Below are 21153 nucleotides of genomic sequence, written 5' to 3' on the forward strand. Positions count from 1 at the left end.
TTAAATATGCAAAAACAGCCTTTAGTTTCTATAATTATTCCTACCTATAATAGAGCTCATTTAATAGGTGAAACACTAGATTCAATTATCGCTCAAAACTATCAAAATTGGGAGTGTATCGTAGTGGATGATGGAAGTACAGACCATACCGCTCAATTCATGAAAACCTATTGTGAAAAAGATCCACGTATCCAATACTACCATCGCCCAGAAGTACATTTGCCAGGAGGCAACGGAGCACGTAATTATGGGTTTAAATTGAGTAAGGGAGAGTATATTCAATGGTTTGATTCGGATGATTTAATGTTGCCGAAAAAAATTGATATCAAACTTAAAGCTCTACAAAGGAATAAAGTGGATTTTGTAATCAGTAGAACAAAATACTTTAACCACCCTAATAATAGCTTTTTTAATTACGAATTTGAAAGTGAGGATGTTGATTTTTTAAAATTTTCAATTGATTATGTTCGTTGGCTGACTCCTGATTTATTTGTCAAAAAACATATCGTAGATGATATACATTTTAATGAACATATGAAAGCAGGACAAGAGTATAATTACAACTGTAAACTCTTATTAAAAACTACCTCTTTTTATTACGTAAAGGAATTTCTTACTTTACGTCGATTTACGACTAATTCAATACAAGGTGAAAGAAATTTAAATGATGAAGTTCATCAAAATAAAATTTTTGAATCAAACTGGTACAATTATTTAGATATTAAGGAAATAGCCAAATCAAATAAATTTAATCGATATTCTCTTTTACAATGCGTACAAAGTTATCTAAATGCTCAGAAAATAAGCTTACCCAGACAATTTCACATTGAATTGATCAAAAATTTCCCTATAAGGTTTATATATTTTTATATGGGTATTATAAGTAAACAGTTTAGTGGTAGGTTTTATTTTTTTTATAAAAAATTGAAAGCAAAGGAGCAATTTAATACTTACAAAAAAATATTATAAGTTTATTGCAAATGTTATCACTAATATCTCAATAGTATTTCACATCAGTAAGGATAGTAAAGAAATACTTATATATAATTACCGAAATTATTTAGATAGAGTTTATTTTAAATCAGATATGATGATTTTTATTTCATAATTATCTGTTATTCTTGGTTTCAAAATTATCTAATGGCGATAAAAAATTACTTCTAATTATTTGAGAGATAATATGTTTTATGAAGAAAATTTACAATTTTAACAGAATATTAATTATGGTTAATAACTCTGGAAAAGGGATAGCATAGCATAAACATTGGGCCTGGATAAAATAAAAATCAACAATTTTAATATGTGTAATAAAACAATGTATCTTCATTTTGTTAATTGGAAACGAACTATGAAGTATTCAGAAGTTTGTTATAAAGATGATTAACAACTTTTTTATGTTTCGTTTAATGGAAGGCATTATCAATTACATACAAGTGCTCAAAAAATATGGCGTAATTTCGTTAATTTTTTTGATGGTTATGAAGTTAAGAGAAGAAGGAGAAATAAGAAACTAAAAATACAACTTTTATTCAATCGTATTAAAAAAATAGTTAATGTTTGGGATTTTAAGGACTATTTTAGCAGTTAATGTCATTTTGCTCCATATATTTAATGTGCCAGCATTAGGGAACTTTTCAGTAACATTTTTCTTTATGTTATCTGGTTTTTTAATGACCTTGGTTGTAAATGAGAAATATGGTTTTACGGTGAAAGGTTTTTTTGTGTTTTGGTTAAATCGTATTTTAAGATTATACCCTCTTTATTGGGTCGTTTTACTATGTACAGTAGGGGTTCTTATGATGTCATCGGGGCTTACAAAACACCCTCATATGTATCTCCCGAGTTCATTAATTGAGTGGGGCAGTAACTTAACGATGGTATATGCAAATATAGTACCTTCGCGTATTCATCCAAGAATTATACCTCCATCTTGGGCAATCTCAAATGAGCTAGTTTACTATCTTCTTATTTCTCTAGGGATTTCTAGAACTAAAACGCGTAGTGTTATATGGTTTTTAATAAGTGTTCTGTATTTTATCTATACTTATTTATTTTATGACTTAGATACCTTTCGTTATGGGGCAATACCTGCAGCTTCATTAGCGTTTTCGATTGGCGCTGTTTTGTATTGGTATAAAGAAAAGTTGCCAATTATATTAAAAAGTAAAAGCATTACCGTATTACTTATGCTTACCGCTTTTTATTTAAATGGAATTTATAATAAAGAAATTCAATATTATCTTATAAAGGATATTAGTATTTATATGAATTTAATTATATCTTTTTTCTTAATTAATACTTTGTATAAAGTGAAAACTTCAAATAGATTAAGGAAAATAGATAATTATGTAGGTTTATATTCTTATCCGTTTTATATATGTCACTATTTGGTAGCTTTAATTTATAGCTATTTTATAGGGATAGGTGTAATTGAAGGAAGTTTTAAATTAAGCTTTAATGCATTAATAGTTTATTTTGTATTTCTAGGGTTGTTTACTGCTCTAATAATACATTTTATTGATTACCCAATAGAAAACTATAGAAAAAAGCTTAAAAAACACCTTGATTAAAATGATTTTTTTTATTCACATACCTAAAACAGCAGGTACAAGTTTTTATGAAATTGTAAAAAACAATCATGATTTATATTTAAAACCAAAGGTGGAATCTAAACCCTATGAGTATTTAAGTAGTAGTTTTGAGAAGAACAAAAAATCAGCAATTCGTCTTCCTGGTGGTTATAAAACAGCACCAAAAACTTTAGAAGTTATAAAGAAACTTATTCTAGAGAAATCATCTGTTACAGAAAAATTAGATTTTATAGGGGGGCATGTTGGTTATGGTTTTCATGATGTTATACAAGAAAAAATAAACTATATTTCTTTTTTAAGAGATCCTCGTGAAAGAATAATTTCAGATTTTAAAGAGCATCATAAAAATGGTCGATACCTTTATGAAGATTTAAAATCAAGAAACTTTGAATTTAATGCGTATTTAGAGTTGTTGATAGAGCACGGTTTAGATAATTTATTAACTAGACAGTTAGCAGGACCATATGATTTTTTTCTTCAAGATAAAATAAAAATAACTCCACTTATATTTAATAGGGCTTTGGCGAATGGTGAAAATATAATTTTTTTCGATATGCTTAAATTTAATGAGGCTTTGTTTATTTTTAATGAAAAGTTTAAATGGAAAAAAACTAACTATAAAAGTAAAAATGTATCTAATGATAAGAAAGTCTTCTATGCTTATGATGAAGAACTTATGAATGAAGTTCTACAATATGATTTAAAATTATATAATGCAATAAAACCATCTGTAATTAATAATTTTGATTTAGATTTTTTAAAAAAAATTAAATTACAATTTGATAATTTATTTAATTAATGAAAATCTCACTTTTACATCCGTTTACTCCTAAAGCTGCTGGAGTAGTAGAAAAAAGTGTGGCTACGTATCATAGTCAACCACATCTAAAAGCTATGGAACAATTAGCGAAGGAGTTTACATATGAGGTGAGTATAGAATACTTTACTCCAAAATTTAGCATGTATAAGTATACTTTTGAAAATGTAAATTATAAATTTTATCCAGTAAGCTTTCAATGGAATGGTAATCATAAAAAATGGAAAAAGCAAAGCTCTAAAACATGTTTTAAATGGTATAAAGAGTCGGCTCCAGATGTAACTATTATTAATATGTCTGCCCATGCAAGTTCATTTTGCTATAACTTATCAAAAGAGTTATACAAGCAACAAAAACCTTATGTCCCAATGTTAGGCGGGCAGCATTATAGTAATACTCCAGCAAATTTAGAATATTACCAAAAAGCTCATCATATTTTAGTCCATACTCACTTACAGAGGCAACAAATGCAAACGATGGATATGTTTAAAGGGAAAGATATACGCGTGTTCCCTCTAGGCGTGAATACGGAAAAATTTTCACTAAAAGAAAAAAATAAGGATTACACATCACCAAAATTGTTATATGTAGGGAGAATAACACCGCTAAAGCAAGTTCATCTAGCTATCGAAGCAGTAAAAAAAATCAAGTCTTCTGGATTGACCAATGTTGTTTTAAATATTATAGGACCCGTGAGTTCAAAAGAATATTTACAGGAATTAAAGGAGTTAGTGAAAAAGTATTCTTTAGAGAGAAACATTAGTTTTTTAGGCCATAAAGAACACGATGAATTACCTGATTATTTTCAAAGCGCTCATTTGTTATTATTACCAAGTACTCATGAATCATTTGGTATGGTCATGGTAGAAGCAATGGCGTGTGGTACCCCTGTAGTTGCAATGGAGGGGTCAGGAGGTCCAGAAGAAATTATAGATCACGCTAAGAATGGTATGCTGTGTACGTTAAAAAACTATGCAAATACAGTTTCCAATTATTTTCAAGATATTTCTAAAGCGGAAGGCTTTTCTAAAGCTGCAAGAAAAAAAATAGTTGAGAATTATAGTATGGATAAAACTTATGAAGTTTTAAAATCAACTGTACAAGACGCTATAAAACAGATAGGGTAATTGGCTAAATATAAAATTATTATTTATACACCTCAAGAGTTGAACCATTCTTCTTATATTCAAACAGGTTTGTATGAACTTGAAGCAAAAGGTTTCATAGAGGTACATGTTGAACTAAATACGGACAAAAGATTAGGGAGATATTTTGTAGAGCAAGGTATTCTTCAAACTAATAGTAAACCACACCCTAAAACTTCTTTTTATAAGTTTATAGATTTACAATCAAAGAAAGAGCTTCTTTTTGCTACAGATTTATATGATTTTGCAGATCAATTTTCTAAACATGCATTAGAGACCTGCGATTATGTGTTTAAACGTAGTTATGATAGTAAGTTTGTAGATAAATTACCAAAGGCTCTGCAATCTAAGATTTTTCCATTAGGATTGTGTTTTGGTGTGCGATCAAAGCATCAAAATACTTGGCTTTCCTTTTTGTTGGGGATTTTAGGAAGTAACTTAAAAATGCAAACTAAATTAGATCGTTTTTTGTTTCAGCGTTGGTTGAAAACCTATAGGAGTCAAAAAAAACATTGGAATTTTATCAAAACAACACGAAATTTATCGAGATTCAAGTCATTTGAACCAGCTAATAAAGATATTATTTTATTTCAAACTCGTTGTTTTAAAGAGAATCAGCAGGATGTAGTAGAGATTCATCAACAACGTTACCATATTATTAAATTACTCAGGAAAGAATTTCCTGATAAATTTAAAGGCGGTTTTATAAAGTCAGAGTTTTTTTTAGATAAATTTAAAGATGCTATTTCTAATGTGCCTAGTGATCCTGAAAGTTATTTAGATGTATTAAAATCTGCTAAAATTGTTATATATACTAGAGGTTTAGCTAATTCTCCAGCTTGGAAAATGCCTGAATATTTGTCTCAAGGAAAAATAATTATAGCAGAGCCTTTAACCACAGAATTACCTGTACCTTTAGAAAATAAAAAACATGTATTATATTTTCATTCAGATGAAGGGTTAATAGCTAATATCAAATTAGTTTTAGTTGATCAAGAATTAGGGTCGCTACTTTCTAAAAATGCAAAATCTTATTTTGAGAACTATATTTCTCCAGAAAAAAATATAAAACGAGTATTGAAGATTATGAGCGATTCAAAATTATTAGAAATTTGAAAAAAATTATTGTACATCATCGGTCACAACACCACGCAGGTTATTCAGGTTATGCTCGTCTTATTAATTTTTTAGAGCAATCTGATGTAATCCATGGAGAAACTAAACTTCCGTATCGTTTTGCAAAATGGCTAGGAGAAATGAGTACTACTAAAGCTGGTCTCTATGATTCACAAAGTGTTCAAAAAGAATTGGAGCTATTTTTTCATTTAAAAAAATCTTCTAGAAAAGAAAAAACAATTGTTCACTACCTAAATGGAGAACGAGATATTAGGTACTTATTAAAATATAAAAAAGAAAATAAACAACTAAAATTTTGTGCTACTTTTCATAAGCCTCCAGAAGTTTTAAGAAAGATTATAAAAGAAACAAGTTATCTAAAAAAACTAGATGGAGTTATATGTGTAGGACAAAATCAAGTGGATTTTCTTAGAAATTGGTTAGACCTAGAGCACGTTAGTTACATTCCCCATGGTGTTGATACAAGATTCTTTCATCCTTCGAATAAGGAAAAGCATTCTAAAAATATGCTGTTTGTAGGACAGCATTTGAGAGATTTTGAAATGTTGAATACAACATTACCGATCATATTAGCAAAAGATAAGAATGCTTCCATTGATATTATTTTAAAAAAGGAATATAAAGAAAAAATTAAGCTTCCAAACTCTAACCGAATAAATATTCATTCTGGGATTAGCGATAATCAACTTAAAACATTTTACCAAAAGGCTACTTTTTTATATCTCCCCCTATTGGATAGTACTGCTTGTAATTCTATTTTAGAAGCTTTGGCTTGTGGTTTACCTGTTTTGACATCAAGCGTAGGAGGAAATCAAGCTTACCTTAATAGTGGAGGTGGTTTTTTGTTGTCAGATAAAGATGAATTCATTCAATTAGCTTTGGAATTACTGGAAGATTCTGACAGATGTAACCTATTATCTAAAGAGGCAAGATTGCAAGCGCTAAAATATGATTGGAAAAATATTGCTGCAGATATAATTTCTTTTTATAAAAAAATAACTTAATAAAAAATAGAAGTTAATAGTTAGTGTTCTATGAAAAAAATTCTCGTTACAGGTGCTGCTGGTTTTATCGGTTTTCATCTATGTCAACAACTCATAAATTTGGGGTTTAAAATTGTAGGTCTAGATAACTTAAACAATTATTATGATGTAGGTCTAAAGTTTGATCGGTTACAGAAATTAGGTATTGAGAAACAAGACGCCTCGTATTATAATCACATCTGCTTTTCTCAAAAGTATTCTAACTTTGAGTTTATTCAATTAAAACTAGAAGATCGTGTCCATTTACCTAAGCTGTTTCAAAAATATCAATTTGATCAGGTTTGTAATTTAGCTGCACAAGCTGGAGTGCGGTATAGTATTGAAAATCCAGAGGTTTATGCAGATTCCAACATTAGCGGCTTTTTAAATGTGTTGGAATGTATGCGCCATCATCAAGTAAAAAAGTTGGTGTTTGCCAGTAGCTCTAGTGTTTATGGTAATAACGATAAGGTGCCATTTGCAGAAACCGATAACGTGAACGAGCCTATTAGTGTGTATGCAGCTACTAAAAAAGCTAATGAATTGTTAGCGCACACTTACAGTCATTTATATGGTATTCAGTGCATTGGCTTACGTTTTTTCACGGTGTATGGACCTTGGGGAAGACCTGATATGGCTATCTTTTTATTTACTGATGCGATCTTAAATAACCGACCTATCAAAGTATTTAATAGAGGAAACCTGTCTCGTGATTTTACTTATATAGATGATATTATTGAAGGAGTTGTCAAAACCATACAACACGATATGCCTAATTCTGCACGTTATGGTATTTATAATATGGGGAACTCTAAACCAGTAGCTTTAAAGAATTTTATCGAAGCTATAGAAAAGACAACGCAAAAGAAAGCAAGAAAAGAAATGCTTCCTATGCAACCCGGTGATGTATTGACCACTTGGGCAGATACGACTAAACTACAAAAAGACTTTAATTACCAAGCTACCACTTCTGTAGAAAAAGGAATTGAAAAGTTTGTAGCTTGGTATACCACCTATTATAAATTATAATGTGTAAAAGCAAACTCCATATTGTTATTTTTGATGGAACCTTCCAAACCACTGCGTTTATCAGAAGGCTGGTTTTGGGGTTACAAAAAGAACATCAAGTCTATGTCTTGGGTTTTAATGAAAAATTAAAAGACCCCATACCTCACGTCAAGTATATTTCTTTAGGTGATAACAGTTCAAAGTTAAAACTTATTCTTACAAGCATTCAGCTTGCATTAAAAACGCTTAATATTTCAATAATTTTAAATACGTTGACACGGATTTTATCAGGGAGAAGAAGAAAGCTTCAAGAACAAAACTTGCAACTTCAGTTAAAAAAAATAAACCCTGATGTCATTCACGCCCAATGGAATTCTGTTTTACCGTGGTTAGAACCTTATTTAATGCATAAAACTTATCCTATAATTCTAAGTCAGCGTGGTTTTCATACCAATGTACGTCCGTTTATAAACCTTGATAATAAAAATTACCTTCAACAATGGTATCCCAAGCTTAGTGGAATCCATTCAGTATCCAAAGCAATTTCTAAAAAAGGAAAAAAAATAGAGGTCCCTAGATCTCATATCAATCAAGTAGTATATACGGGATTAGATTTTTCTAAATTTCCTTGGGTACAATCATCTAAGAAAGTAGGTAAACTTAGAATTATCTCCGTAGGAAGGCCACATTGGATAAAAGGATACCCTTATGCGCTTGAGGCCATGAAAATTCTAGCAGAAGAACAATTGGATTTTGAATATATCATTGTAGGCGCTTTAGGAGATGAAGAACTCACTTATTTAATTCAGGAATTTAATCTACAAAATAAAGTAAAACTTACTCCGAAATTAGAGCAGGAAGAAGTTTTTAATAGGATAAAAAATGCTTCTTTATTTTTATTACCCAGTTTGGAAGAAGGAATTGCTAATGTAGCTGTAGAAGCCATGGCCTTAGGCATACCCGTAATTAGTACCAACTGTGGAGGAATGAAAGAATTGATTACAGATGGTCAAGAAGGTTTTATTTGTCCTACCCGTGATAAAGTTGCCTTAGCTAGTGCCATAAAGAATTTTATATATCTTGATGCAGCTATTGTTGAAGAAATAGAACTTGCAGCAAGAGCCAAAGTAGAAAACCAATTTAACGAACAACATATGATTTTGAAGATGCTGAATTTATATAAGGAGGTGGTACAATTTAATTATCGATAGTGATAGTCAATAGAATAGATTGGCTTTCCTCTATACCAAGCCCAGTTTAGTCTAAAATTTTATATATTTATTTTGTAATGTCTAGTGTTGTGAAAAAAATAACTACTCCAATCATCCCAGTTCAGTCTTATTTGGTTAAAAATAATCAAGCTAAAGAGATTGACTTTAAAGCGATCTGTTTATTCGCTGCAACGGGTTTTTTTTGGGAAAAAGATACTTATTGGAAGAATCAAAAAGTATTAAATCCTGCCAGTTTCCATCAATTAAGCGATACGGGAAAACTAATTTCATCTGCACCTTATTTTAATTGGCATTACCAGCCAGACCGTAACTTGAAATTTAATGATGCTTTAGAGGAATTTACGCATCTTTTTGAAACTATTATAGCAGAGCAGATTGGAAATCAACAAGCGATTTTACCCATTTCTGGCGGATTAGACAGCAGGTCACAAGCAGTAGCTTTAAGACATTTAGGGAAAGAAGTCACTTCTTATAGTTATTCTTTTTCAGGTGGCTATTCAGAAAGCGGTATAGCTAAGAAAATAGCCAAAGCGTGTAATTTTAAGTTTCAAGAGTTTTTTATTCCTAAAGGTTATTTATGGGATGTCATTGAAGACTTAGCTGAAATCAACGGCTGCTATTCTGAGTTTACTCATCCGCGTCAAATGGCAGTTTTGCCAGAATTTAATAAAATGAAAGGTGTGTTTTGTTTGGGCCATTGGGGAGATGTACTCTTTGATAAAGGGGCTTCAGAAAATTATACGGAAGAAGATTTGGTGCCACTGGTGGTTAAAAAAGTAGTGAAGAAAGGAGGATTAGAGTTTGCTAAGGCGCTGTGGAACAGTTGGGGTTTAGAAGGTAATTTTAAAAGTTATTTAGAAAGTAGAATTCAAGAGTTATTAAATCAAATAGATATTGACCACATAGGAGCAAAAATGCGCGCCTTTAAGTCTCAATTTTGGGCACCTCGCTGGACTTCGGTAAATCTTTCTATTTTTGAAAAGGCGCACCCAATTAGCGTTCCTTATTATGATAACCGTATGTGCGAGTTTATCTGTAAAGTACCTGAAAAATATTTAGCAGATCGTAGACTTCAAATTGCCTATATTCAAAAAAGAAATCCGGCAGTAGCTAAAATTACATGGGAAGATCAGCGACCCTTCAATTTAAATAATTACCAATATAACAAAATGCCTTATAATTTACCTTTTAAAGTAAGTAGGAAACTGAAAGCTGGGGTAAATAAGGTTCAGCAGAAAAAATTTATACAGCGCAATTGGGAACTTCAGTTTTTAGGTAAAGAAAATGAAAAACAACTTCAAAATTATTTATTTGAAAATGATTTACAAGATTTCATTCCAGAAAAAATAACGAAAAATTTCTATAAAAAATTTCAAGAAAAAGATTCGGTTAACTATTCTCATCCTATAAGCATGTTACTTACTTTTAGCATTTGGTATCAACAAAAAAATCTAAATATTTAATAATTCTTTTATTTAAATCATGGATATGTTAAGTGTGATTGTGCCTGTTCATAATGGTCAACATTATTTGGAATCCGTAGTACAGCAGCTATTAGCTGAACAGTTAGTTTCATTCGAAATTATTTTTGTAGATAATAATAGTACAGATAAAACTTGGGCTATTTTACTTAAGCTTGCGAATCAATATAACTTTGTGCAAATACTAAAAGAAGATAAACTAGGGGCGTCTGCCGCAAGAAATAGAGGTTATTTAGCTGCTAAGGGAGAATTTATCTATTTTTTTGATGTTGATGACTTATTGATTCAAGGCAGCCTTGTGAAGATGCAGAATTTGTTGGTCTTGCATCCAGAAGCAGCCTGTGTATATGGTAATAGAATCGTAGTTAAGAATCGGCATGAATGTCTCAAGATCGAAAAAGAGGTTAGTTATGCTCTAGAAAAACCACCTACTTGCGGTTTAATGTGGTTTAAAAACTTTTCACTCTTGTCTGGTCCACCGGCTTTTATGCATCGACGTTGTAAGCTAGAAAAGTGGGGTTTATTTCCAGAACATATGCGCATTGGGGAAGATGCTTTCTTTCATATACGTTTGGGATTAAATGAAAAAATGATTCATTTAAAAACTCCAGTTTATATGTATTATAGACATTTAGAATCTACCGTAACAAAAAATAATAAATTAAGCAGTAGAACATCAATTTATTGGAAACAATATATCAATACTTACCTACCCTATTATTTTCAAGAAAAGACACCGTTAGTATTTGATATGTTGTTATTTAGAAAAATACAAGGTAGTTATCTCAAACTACTACTTGAGCCCAATAAAATTAGAAACCGTTATCGTCTTTTTAAGCGCTTAGAAATGGAGATCTTGCCGCTAAGGGTATCCTTTTATTTTAAATGCTTAGCTGTGCTACTGATACTTACAGGGTCTACCAAGATGTACAAGCTTTGTGTATATTATTTATTATCTAAAAAGTCATTAAAAAATGAAAGTTAAAAATAAAGGTGAATATAAAGTTGTACTTTCGTTTCTTAATGCTAATTAATGCTAGTTTATGTGTGGTTTTTTAACCGAGGTAACTTATAGTACAGATTTATTACCAAAGGAAAAATTTATAGAAATTTTAAATCTGTCAAGAAAAAGAGGTCCAGATTCTCAAGGTTACCTTAGTAATAATTCCCAAGTACAATTTGGTTTTAATAGATTGGCTATACTTGACTTGAGCGCTAATGGAGCACAACCTAAATCGAGTTATACTCAAAGGTATATGTACGTTTTCAATGGTGAGATATACAATCATTTACAGCTCCGTGAAAAATTAAGCTTCCAGAAATTTAAGGGAAATAGCGATACAGAAACACTAGGTCATTGTTTTGATGAGTTGGGAATAGAGCGAACGATTAGATGTTTAAATGGGATGTTCGCTATATGTATATATGATCAAAAAACAAAAACAACTACTTTGGTGCGTGATTTTGCTGGTATAAAACCACTTTTTTACGGTTGGGATGGTAAAAAATTAGTAGCAGCTAGTCAATATGATCAAGTTCGATCGCATCCACATTTTAATGTTAAGCCACTTGATTTATCTGTACTTAAACTCTATTTTGAACAACATTTTATCCCTGCACCTTTTGGACTATATCAAGATACATTTCAAGTAAAACCGGGAGAGATAATAAGTTTTGATGAGCAAGGGAAGCTCACGGCCAAACGTTATTGGGAACTATCTAAGTCTAAGAAAGCCACATTTAAAGATGAAACCAAAGCAATAAATAAAATAAAGTCTTCTCTAGATAAGAGTGTCTATGACCAAACTTTGAGCGATGTTCCTTTAGGAGCATTCCTTTCAGGAGGAGTCGATTCCGCCCTAGTATGCTCAAGCTTAAAAAAAAATAACTTCAATTTTGATAGTTTTACAATAGGTTCCGAAAGCAAAACCCATGATGAAACGGAACGAGCTAATGCCTTTGCTAGCAATTTAGAAATTCAACATCATATATGGCATCTTGATGCTAAAGAATCTTTATCTTACTGGGATGAGGCTATGCAAAGCATCCACGAACCAATAGGGGATTTTAGTTTACTACCCACCTTTTTAGTTTCTAAACTAGCTAAAAATCATGTGAGTGTAGCTTTAAGTGGGGATGGAGGAGATGAGTTGTTTTTTGGGTATGAGCGATTTCAAAGTGTAGCTAAAAATATTAAATTTCAACATTACCCTAAATTGGCCAAAAAAATGATTTATGCGGCCGATCGATATACCTTAAATAAAAAATACGTTAATGAGGTGTTGTTAGCTAATAAACAATCCTTAGCACACCAAGGTTTGCATACTCGTTTTAGAAATGATGATATTTTAAAGTTAAATGCCGATTTAAAAGAAATTAATTTACCTTCTAATTTTGATGTATTTAATTATAATAACACTAAAAATAAAGAGGAACTTCTAGCAAATATGCGTTATGCTGAATTTTATGGTATGATGCAAAAAACTTTGCGCAAAGTGGATTTAGCGAGTATGGAAAATAGTCTTGAAGTACGAGTGCCTTTTTTGGATAAGCGATTAATTAATTTAGCATTAGAGATAAAGCCGCGACTGAATTTTTATAAAGGAACCCAAAAAATATTACTTAAAAAACTACTAAAACAGCGAGTGTCTGGAGTACCTATGGAAACCAAGAAAAAAGGCTTTTCTGTACCTTTATCTGGATGGTTAAGAACTTCTCTTTATGAAAAATTTTGTGATACTTTGCTTCAGGATAAAGCCGAAGACTTTGGGTTGGATGTACGTCACATCGAAAAAATGTTAAAAGAGCATCGAAGTGGAGAAGCCGATTATAAGTGGCCTCTGTTTACTTTATACACCTTATTGAAATGAAAAAGATAAAAATACTTTATACTATACCAAATTTTGACACCGCGGGTAGTGGAAAGGCTTTATTAAATATTGCCAAGAGACTTAATAAAAATCGCTTTGATGTCCATATTATGTGTTTACACAACCGGGGAAAATTCTACAAAGAAGTAGAACAATCTGGAATTCCTTTACATATCTATCCTTATATATCCCCATCACGACCATATACTGCTTTGGCCCTAAATGTGGTTAAAGTAGCTCGAAAATTTAGGACACTCCAGCCCCATATTATACATAGTTTTCATTATGCAGCGGATTACACTGAGGTTTTAGCCGCTAGATTAGCAGGAGTACAGTGGATATTTACCAAAAAAAATATGAATTGGGGAGGTGCTTCAAAAAACGCGTGGTGGTTACGCTCTAAGCTTGCCAACCGTATAGCGGTACAGAATACAGATATGATCTGTCAGTTTTATCCAAATTCTAAAAAAATTGAACTTATACCTAGAGGAGTAGATATTACATATTTTAATATACTGAGTAGCTATACAAGCGACCTAATACCTTCATTTCCCAATAAAAATTTGCGCTACGTTGTTTGTATTGCTAACATGGTACCTGTAAAAGGGATTGAATTTCTTATTAAAGCATTTAATCAACTGCATGAACAACATGTGAATTGGCGTTTGAATTTGGTGGGTGATATAAATAGTAGTTATGGAGAAGAATTAGAACAATTAGTCAGAAATTTAAAATTAGGCCATAAAATTGAGTTTAGTGGAAAAGTAATGGATGTTAGACCTTATCTTCATCGAGCTGAAATTTTTGTATTACCTACAAGGGACAAAGGTCGTAGGGAAGGTAGCCCTGTAGCTTTACTAGAAGCTATGGCTTCTGGAAAGGTAGTATTAGGAACTAATATTCCAGGCATACGAGATCAATTAAAAAATTTTCCTGATTACTTAGTAGCACCAGAAAATGTTAATGACTTGTGGTTTAAGTTGAATCTTTTAATGGAGAAAGGTACACAAGAGTTGGATTATCTAGGAAAAATATTTGCAAGTTATGTGCAATCCCATCATACCATCGAGATGGAGACAAAAAAGCATGAAGAAATGTATTTAGAAGTTGCTTTATGAAGATAGGAATTGTTTTATCGCAGCCTCCAGGCTATTCAGAAACATTTTTTAATTCCAAAATAGAAGGATTACAGAAAAATGGATTTGAGGTCACTCTATTTTGCCAAAATAATGGTGTTGGATTTAATACCTGTAAAGTGAAGCGATTTTCTAAAACCACTTCTAACCCTATTATTCAATTGTTGTATTTTTTTAAGGTGTATATGGTTTTACTTCCATATCTCAAAAAAGTGATGAATTGGTACTCATTGGAAAGCAAACATGGGGTAAGTAAATTAAAATTTTTAAAGAAAGTGTATATCAACGCTCCAATTTTAAAAGCAGATTTAGATTGGTTACATTTTGGTTTCGGAACTTTAGCTTTAGAGCGAGAAACCTTAGCAAAAGCGATAGTAGCAAAAATGGCAGTGAGTTTTAGAGGGTTCGATATTGGTATTTACCCATTGAAAAATCCCAATTGTTATCAGAAATTATGGAAGCATTTAGATAAGCTACATGTTATTTCAGAAGATATTCATTCTTTAGCTGCAAAGCAAGGTTTACCAGAAACCATTCCTGTAACTAAAATTACACCAGCCATAGATTTGGAGTTTTTTAATACAGAAAAAACCGAAAACCTTTCTACAATGCCAATCTGCAAAATGATAACTGTTGGAAGGTTGCATTGGAAAAAAGGTTATGAAGAAGCCCTTCTTGCTTTAAAAATTGTAAAGTATGCGGGTTACCAGTTTCAATATAAAATTATTGGAGAAGGAGACGAATATGAACGCATTGCCTATGCGGCTTATGAGTTGGGATTGAAAGATGAGGTTTTGTTTTTAGGAAAACTCAGTCGGGAAGAAGTAAAAAAAAACGTAGAAGAAGCTACTGTTTATTTACAATACAGTATTCAAGAAGGTTTTTGTAATTCTGTTTTAGAAGCACAAGCACTTGGTAAACTCTGTATAGTTTCTAACGCTGAAGGACTTTCTGAAAACGTGCTAAATAATAAATCTGGCTGGGTGGTGCCTAAATTACAGCATGAACAATTAGCCCAAAAAATTATAGAGGTTATAGAAATGCCAGCGGAACAAAAAAAGAATATTACCAGTTTTGCAAAAAGACGGATAATAGAAGAGTTTAATATTAAAAAACAGCAACAAGAATTTGTTGAGTTTTACAAAAATTAACTATGCAAATATTTTATCCCTTTGAGCATTATAAAAAAAACTGTAGGGGACAGCTTTTTCCTTTGCTCAAACCTTTCGTTAAAAATGAAAACTTTACCGATGAACAACGTATAAAACTCTACGGAGTTTCAGCAAAGGATTATGAGTTTACCAATTCTCTTTCCACAGCAGAGATTGTAATTTTACCCATGTCTTGGAATTATTATGTACAAAATAAGAAGCTTCATCTAGCGAAAGAATTAATTGAACGAGCTGCAGGTTATCATAAAACAGTATGGAGTTGGAATTCTGGTGATTTTGGGGTGAAGGTTCCAAGGTACAATAATCTGAAAGTTTTTAGAATGGGAGGATATATGTCTCGACAGCAAGCGGGTCATTATGGAATGCCTGTATTTATTAAGGACCGATTAACTGAATATCAAGAAGAGATACCTTTTACATTCCCCTATACACAAAAACCAGTCGTTGGTTTTTGTGGACAAGCTCGTTCATCTGTTTTAAACGCAATTAGCGAAAAGTTAAGAATTGTACTTCGAAATTTACAATCTAATCTTAATCTAAGTGTAAACGAACCTCAAGCTCTGATAGCATCCACTCATTTAAGGGCACAGTTACTAAATAACTTAATTAAAAGCCCACATATACAGGACAATTTTATTTTAAGAAAAAAGTATAGAGCAGGAGCAAGTACAAAATTGGAACTTAATAGAAGTACTAAAGAATTTTATCAAAATATAAATAACTCTGCTTATGTTTTGTGTGTTCGTGGAGCAGGGAATTTTTCAGTTCGATTTTATGAGACTCTTATGATGGGACGTATTCCAGTTTACCTAAATACAGATGGTTTTTTACCTCTTACAGATCAAATTGATTGGAAAAAACATGTAGTATGGGTGGAGTATGAAGAAAGAAATCAAATAAGTAATATTGTAAAGAGTTTTCATGAAAGCTTAACACGAGAGAATTTTTTTAAGCTTTCAAAATCGAATAGAGAACTTTGGTTAAATGAGCTTAGCTTAGGAGGGTTTTTTAGAAATCAAAAAATGTTATAACTAAAAAACGGAGCCATTGGAAATCTAGGCATAAAGTTATCTTTAAAAAATTGCAGGGCAAGAGTTGATAAATTTAAGTTATGAAAAAAACAATAATAGTTAAATGAATGGTCATAAAAATCAAAAAAAGTACATCTTTATTTCTACATCAAGACCAGGTAATGCAAGACCAGATTACTTTTTCAATCTTGCTAACAGTTTTGTAAACAGGAACTATAAAGTAGTTATGCTTATTGATAAAAATTCTCTTGTAAAGTTTGATAATCCTAATATATCTTGTATCAATTGGCCCAGTAGAAGGCCAACTTCTTTAAAAGATTTTTTCTTTATTTGTAAGAAAATCACGAAATATAAACCTACGATCTTAATATCTTCTTTTGGTTCTGTAAATCTTATGAATATTGCAGGTAGTTTGTTAATGGTTAAAAACCGTATAAATTACTTACTCTCTGTAGTTGAATTATTTGGCAGCTCTAATTCTGGTAAAGAAAAAGTGCTAAAATGGAGGAAGCGTTATATATATAATATGGCTTCACTTTTTGTCGCTAATTCAAATGGGACCAAAGAAGGAATATTTAAATATTATAACCTTAATAATAAAAATAATATATTACTGCCCAACCTTATAAAATCTTCAAAATTATCTTATTTTTCAAAAGCGGATAGAAAATACCAAATCTTGATTTTAGGCAATTTGATTGAGCTTAAAGGTCACAAATACTTAATACAACAATTTGTTAATGTAATTGAGGTTTTTCCTAACTTAAAATTGTTGATTGTTGGCAATGGTATGGAAAAATCAGCTCTTGAGAAACAAGTAAAAGATTTAAATTTAGAAAATGATATCCTTTTTAAGGATAAAGTAAGCCATGCTGAAGTAAATCAACTTTTTGCTGAATCCTTAGTGCACATTTCTGCAAGTTCTCACGAGGCTTTTGGATTTGTGAATATTGAAGCATTACGAGAAGGGACTCCGATTATCTGTACACGAAATGAAGGAGCGGTAGAAATTATTAAAAAAAATATAAATGGTGAATTTTTCGATAGAGAAGAGAACTTTTCATTAACTAATGCGCTCGAAAGAATTTTAAAAAATTGGGAAAGTTACTCTAAAGGTGCTTTAAATTCTTTTGAAGAAAAATATGATTTGGATAAAAATATTGATCAACACGCCTCATTAATTTTAGAAAATTGTTCATGATTTTTAACTTTCTAAAATATCTGCAACCCGCCCATTACTTTGCTTTAAAAAGAAGAGATGAATCGTATGTTTTTCCAAAGACTGAAAACTTACCCCAAAAAGTTTTACAACAACTGGAAGAGGATAATGGTTTTAAAAGTGATTTGGCTAAAGAATACGATCTTTCTTGGCAGGCTTTAAACAAAGGCTATATAGCCTCTGGAGAAAATTATACGTATTTTAAAAAGTTACCCTTGGTAGATGAATACCGGTTTATACATAAGTACTTTCATCCCGTTTGGTGTCTGTATGGATTGGTGCTAAGATTATTTACTTTTAAAAACCCTTTAAAAGAGATTCCCGCATACTTAAAAGGAAGGAAAGTAAAACGGAGTACTTATTTACAGCGTCCCATTGATTATACAAGTTATAAGGATTTTGAATCTACATTAGTTGAAGAAAAGCCTTTTATTTCTGTTATTATTCCCACACTTAACCGTTATCTTTATTTAAAAGATGTACTGAAAGATTTAGAGCTTCAAGATTATACTAATTTTGAAGTGATTGTGGTCGATCAATCAGAGCCTTATCAAGAAGATTTTTATAAAGGCTGGAATCTAGACTTGAAAGTTATACAGCAAACCGAAAAGGCTTTATGGTTGGCAAGAAACCGAGCCATTCAATTGGCCAAAGGAGAATATGTTTTGCTCTATGACGATGATAGTCGGGTAGAAACCGATTGGATCACGCAGCATATCAAAACCTTAGATTTCTTTAAAGCAGATATTTCTTCTGGCGTTTCTATTTCTACGGAAGGCGGAGAAGTACCCGCACATTATTCCTTTTTCCATATTTCCAGTCAGTTAGATACCGGAAATGTTTTATTGAAAAAGAAAGTGTTTAAAAAAATAGGGCTATTCGATCGGCAATTTGAGAAACAACGTATGGGGGATGGAGAATATGGCTTACGATCTTATCTAGAGGGTTTCTTAAACGTTTCTAATCCATATGCCAAACGTTTGCACCTTAAGGTAGGCTCTGGAGGATTACGTGAAATGGGTAGTTGGGATGCATTTAGAACAGAAAAGTGGTTTGCTCCGCGACCTATTCCTAGTGTATTGTACCTGTTTCGAAAATATCACGGCAATAAACGAGCAAGACTCGCTTTGTTAAAAACGGTACCACCGTCTATAATCCCCTATAAATTTAAAAGGAACAAACCTATGCTTTTAATTGGGGTGTTCCTATCTGTATTCTTACTGCCTGTCATCTTAATTCAAGTCTATAAATCGTGGAGGTTATCCACTCAAAAATTAAAAGAGGGAGCGAAAATTGAAAGGTGGTAGGGACCTATTAATTTTGAATTTTAAAAAGAAAGATTTTTAGCTTTGCCTTGCTCCGTTCTGAATAATAAATGATGAACGCTTTCTAAGGAAGAGATCCCTCACTACACTGCGTTTTGTTCTGACTGACAGGTTATTTGTCATTTCGAAGAAGGCACGACTGAGAAATCTTTTAAAATAGGAGTTGTTTTTTCATTTAAAAATGCTTCAATAAAAAGAATATTTAGAGTTTTTATTTAAAGATACTTCGACTCCGCTGCGCTACGCTCAGTATGACAGTGATTTTTTGATTTCTATTTATATTTTTACTTTTTCCCATGGCCGAAAAAAGACCTCTTCGATAGAAGATGCACGAGCTCCAATAAAATAGTAAAGTGTGAGCTAAATTTTACGAATTCACCCGATTGGCATCGGTATCAGACAGCCTAAATTTTAAGTCTAACTATTTACCAACCTGCCAGACGCACAGGCTGGTTTCACAAGTAATTTTCGGTATGCCGAAGGCTTCCTAAGGGTATTATCAAATTTTTAAGGAAGAGACTCCTCACCGCACTGCATTTTGTTCTGACTAACAGGTTATTTGTCATTTCGAAGAGGCACGACTGAGAAATCTTTTAAAATAGGAATTGGAGTTTTTATTTAAAAGACGCTCCATTAAAAAGAATATTTAGATTTTCTAAGTTAAAGATACTTCGACTCCGCTGCGCTACGCTCAGTATGACAGTAATTTTTTGATTTCTATTTATATTTTTACTTTTTCCCATTGCCGGAAAAAGACCTCTTCGCTAGAAGATGCACGAACTCCAATAAAATAGTAAAGTGTGAGCTAAATTTTAGGAACTCGCCGATTGCCATCGGTCTCAGACAGCCTAAAATTTTACGCTCACTGCACTGCCAATTTCACGAGTAATTTTCGATAGGCCGCAAGCTTTCAAAAGATTTTTTTTGTTGTTATTAAAATAATTTGAATTTTTCTTAGAAAGATAAGTGACCTACTTTTCATGAGCGTAGTAAAATCAAGAAAAAGCTTAGCGTTGGGTGAGGAGGATAGCCTAGCGAAGCGGTTTGCTATCCGCAGGATAAAGTTTTTTAGCAGATTTTCAAGTTCAGGAAAATCAGTCTAGATTTTTGCTTCTTTTTAGCAATGAAAAAGAAGAAGCAGCTTCTAGAATACTTAGGCAATAACAAAGTGAGTGAGTAAACTGAAGTGATTTTTTCTTAAAAAGAATATTAAGGTTTTCTAAACTAAAGATACTTCGACTCTGCTACACTCAGTATGACAGTAATTTTTGATTTATATTTTTACTTTTTCCCATTGCTGGAAAAAGAACCAAACCAGCCTGCGGTACGGGTAGGAAGGTCTAGGCTTACGAACCTTACTCTAAATTTATCGTTCGAGGTCTAAATTTTAAGAAATCACTCCGTTCAAACAGCTTAAAATTTTACGTCCTCTTCACTTCATACTCGCCAGTTGCACAGACTGGTTTTATGAGTAATTTTCGATAGGCCGCATTTGTTGATGGATAATCTATATTTATAGATTAAGAGTAGAGTCTTAAGCCCTATGTTTTATCAAGAGATTCACAAGGAGTGCCCCAATCTTCCCCCTTGCTATATAGATCCCCCATAGATAAGCCCTATCCAGTCCACACTGAAACTATAGTGCTCAGACACCCTAACTACAATACTCCACTATATAGTGTTTTGATAGTGGACTGAAATTAAATTGGATATGTTAAAAGGGTATAAAATAAGGGTAGGATAGGGGGAAATAAGGGTGTGAAACCTTTATAAAAAGGGTATGTTCTGTTTTCTTCCTATAATCCTTATCTCAATCGTGTTAAATATTATTTCATTTTTTGAAAATGAAAACTGGATTTAAAAACACTCGAAGCATCAATAAAACTAAGCTTGTCTCTTCGAGGGGTTTTTAAAAACGGTAGCGTTAAAAATTGTATCGAAAAGTACTTAGTAGTACTAAACTCTTT

At 31.9% G+C, this 21153-nt stretch carries 16 protein-coding genes; all 16 read left to right on the top strand.

Annotation, left to right across the window (positions count from 1 at the left end; translation table 11 throughout):
* Window positions 1-6: 6 nt before the first annotated feature.
* Window positions 7-969: a glycosyltransferase family 2 protein gene (locus tag FT986_RS12495; protein ID WP_147865343.1), complete on the top strand. Its 963-nt coding sequence runs from the start codon at window positions 7-9 to the stop codon at window positions 967-969.
* 584 nt (window positions 970-1553) lie between these two features.
* Entirely contained in the window at window positions 1554-2570 is a 1017-nt protein-coding gene (locus FT986_RS12500; protein WP_147865344.1) for an acyltransferase, read from the top strand.
* 1 nt (window position 2571) lies between these two features.
* Window positions 2572-3390, top strand: a complete 819-nt coding sequence (locus FT986_RS12505) for a sulfotransferase family 2 domain-containing protein (RefSeq protein ID WP_147865345.1) — start codon at window positions 2572-2574, stop codon at window positions 3388-3390.
* A complete protein-coding gene (locus FT986_RS12510) occupies window positions 3390-4535 on the top strand; it encodes a glycosyltransferase family 4 protein (RefSeq protein ID WP_147865346.1) in 1146 nt (381 codons plus the stop codon). The genes FT986_RS12505 and FT986_RS12510 overlap by 1 nt, the downstream gene beginning before the upstream one ends.
* On the top strand, window positions 4536-5669 hold the full coding sequence (locus tag FT986_RS12515) for a hypothetical protein (protein WP_147865347.1): 1134 nt from the start codon (window positions 4536-4538) through the stop codon (window positions 5667-5669).
* On the top strand, window positions 5666-6694 hold the full coding sequence (locus FT986_RS12520) for a glycosyltransferase family 4 protein (RefSeq protein ID WP_147865348.1): 1029 nt from the start codon (window positions 5666-5668) through the stop codon (window positions 6692-6694). The genes FT986_RS12515 and FT986_RS12520 overlap by 4 nt, the downstream gene beginning before the upstream one ends.
* 30 nt (window positions 6695-6724) lie before the next feature.
* The gene (locus tag FT986_RS12525; protein ID WP_147865349.1) at window positions 6725-7741 is read left to right on the top strand and encodes a GDP-mannose 4,6-dehydratase; all 1017 of its coding nucleotides are present in this window, start codon (window positions 6725-6727) and stop codon (window positions 7739-7741) included.
* Window positions 7741-8931, top strand: coding sequence for a glycosyltransferase family 4 protein (locus FT986_RS12530; RefSeq protein WP_147865350.1), 1191 nt, complete (start codon window positions 7741-7743; stop codon window positions 8929-8931). The genes FT986_RS12525 and FT986_RS12530 overlap by 1 nt, the downstream gene beginning before the upstream one ends.
* Window positions 8932-9020: 89 nt before the next feature.
* A complete protein-coding gene (locus FT986_RS12535; protein ID WP_147865351.1) occupies window positions 9021-10415 on the top strand; it encodes an asparagine synthase-related protein in 1395 nt (464 codons plus the stop codon).
* Window positions 10416-10440: 25 nt separating this feature from the next.
* A complete protein-coding gene (locus FT986_RS12540) occupies window positions 10441-11418 on the top strand; it encodes a glycosyltransferase family 2 protein (RefSeq protein ID WP_187248632.1) in 978 nt (325 codons plus the stop codon).
* Between the two features lie 58 nt (window positions 11419-11476).
* The gene (gene asnB, locus FT986_RS12545) at window positions 11477-13303 is read left to right on the top strand and encodes an asparagine synthase (glutamine-hydrolyzing) (RefSeq protein WP_147865353.1); all 1827 of its coding nucleotides are present in this window, start codon (window positions 11477-11479) and stop codon (window positions 13301-13303) included.
* Entirely contained in the window at window positions 13300-14421 is a 1122-nt protein-coding gene (locus tag FT986_RS12550; protein WP_147865354.1) for a glycosyltransferase, read from the top strand. The genes asnB and FT986_RS12550 overlap by 4 nt, the downstream gene beginning before the upstream one ends.
* The gene (locus FT986_RS12555; protein WP_147865355.1) at window positions 14418-15590 is read left to right on the top strand and encodes a glycosyltransferase family 4 protein; all 1173 of its coding nucleotides are present in this window, start codon (window positions 14418-14420) and stop codon (window positions 15588-15590) included. The genes FT986_RS12550 and FT986_RS12555 overlap by 4 nt, the downstream gene beginning before the upstream one ends.
* Window positions 15591-15592: 2 nt before the next feature.
* Entirely contained in the window at window positions 15593-16642 is a 1050-nt protein-coding gene (locus FT986_RS12560; protein ID WP_147865356.1) for an exostosin family protein, read from the top strand.
* 226 nt (window positions 16643-16868) lie between these two features.
* Entirely contained in the window at window positions 16869-17843 is a 975-nt protein-coding gene (locus FT986_RS12565; RefSeq protein ID WP_187248633.1) for a glycosyltransferase family 4 protein, read from the top strand.
* Entirely contained in the window at window positions 17840-19168 is a 1329-nt protein-coding gene (locus FT986_RS12570) for a glycosyltransferase family 2 protein (protein WP_147865358.1), read from the top strand. Before FT986_RS12565 ends, FT986_RS12570 begins: the two co-directional genes overlap by 4 nt.
* The last annotated feature ends 1985 nt before the right edge of the window (window positions 19169-21153 follow it).

Origin of the sequence: Mesonia sp. K4-1, assembly GCF_008017825.1 — a bacterium.
Lineage (GTDB): Bacteria > Bacteroidota > Bacteroidia > Flavobacteriales > Flavobacteriaceae > Mesonia.

Bases quoted from the DNA above. Each gene is read 5' to 3' on its own strand.
- FT986_RS12495 (WP_147865343.1), top strand. From the start codon at position 7: ATGCAAAAACAGCCTTTAGTTTCTATAATTATTCCTACCTATAATAGA.
- FT986_RS12500 (WP_147865344.1), top strand. From the start codon at position 1,554: ATGTTTGGGATTTTAAGGACTATTTTAGCAGTTAATGTCATTTTGCTC.
- FT986_RS12505 (WP_147865345.1), top strand. From the start codon at position 2,572: ATGATTTTTTTTATTCACATACCTAAAACAGCAGGTACAAGTTTTTAT.
- FT986_RS12510 (WP_147865346.1), top strand. From the start codon at position 3,390: ATGAAAATCTCACTTTTACATCCGTTTACTCCTAAAGCTGCTGGAGTA.
- FT986_RS12525 (WP_147865349.1), top strand. From the start codon at position 6,725: ATGAAAAAAATTCTCGTTACAGGTGCTGCTGGTTTTATCGGTTTTCAT.
- FT986_RS12530 (WP_147865350.1), top strand. From the start codon at position 7,741: ATGTGTAAAAGCAAACTCCATATTGTTATTTTTGATGGAACCTTCCAA.
- FT986_RS12540 (WP_187248632.1), top strand. From the start codon at position 10,441: ATGTTAAGTGTGATTGTGCCTGTTCATAATGGTCAACATTATTTGGAA.
- asnB (WP_147865353.1), top strand. From the start codon at position 11,477: ATGTGTGGTTTTTTAACCGAGGTAACTTATAGTACAGATTTATTACCA.
- FT986_RS12550 (WP_147865354.1), top strand. From the start codon at position 13,300: ATGAAAAAGATAAAAATACTTTATACTATACCAAATTTTGACACCGCG.
- FT986_RS12555 (WP_147865355.1), top strand. From the start codon at position 14,418: ATGAAGATAGGAATTGTTTTATCGCAGCCTCCAGGCTATTCAGAAACA.
- FT986_RS12560 (WP_147865356.1), top strand. From the start codon at position 15,593: ATGCAAATATTTTATCCCTTTGAGCATTATAAAAAAAACTGTAGGGGA.
- FT986_RS12565 (WP_187248633.1), top strand. From the start codon at position 16,869: ATGCTTATTGATAAAAATTCTCTTGTAAAGTTTGATAATCCTAATATA.
- FT986_RS12570 (WP_147865358.1), top strand. From the start codon at position 17,840: ATGATTTTTAACTTTCTAAAATATCTGCAACCCGCCCATTACTTTGCT.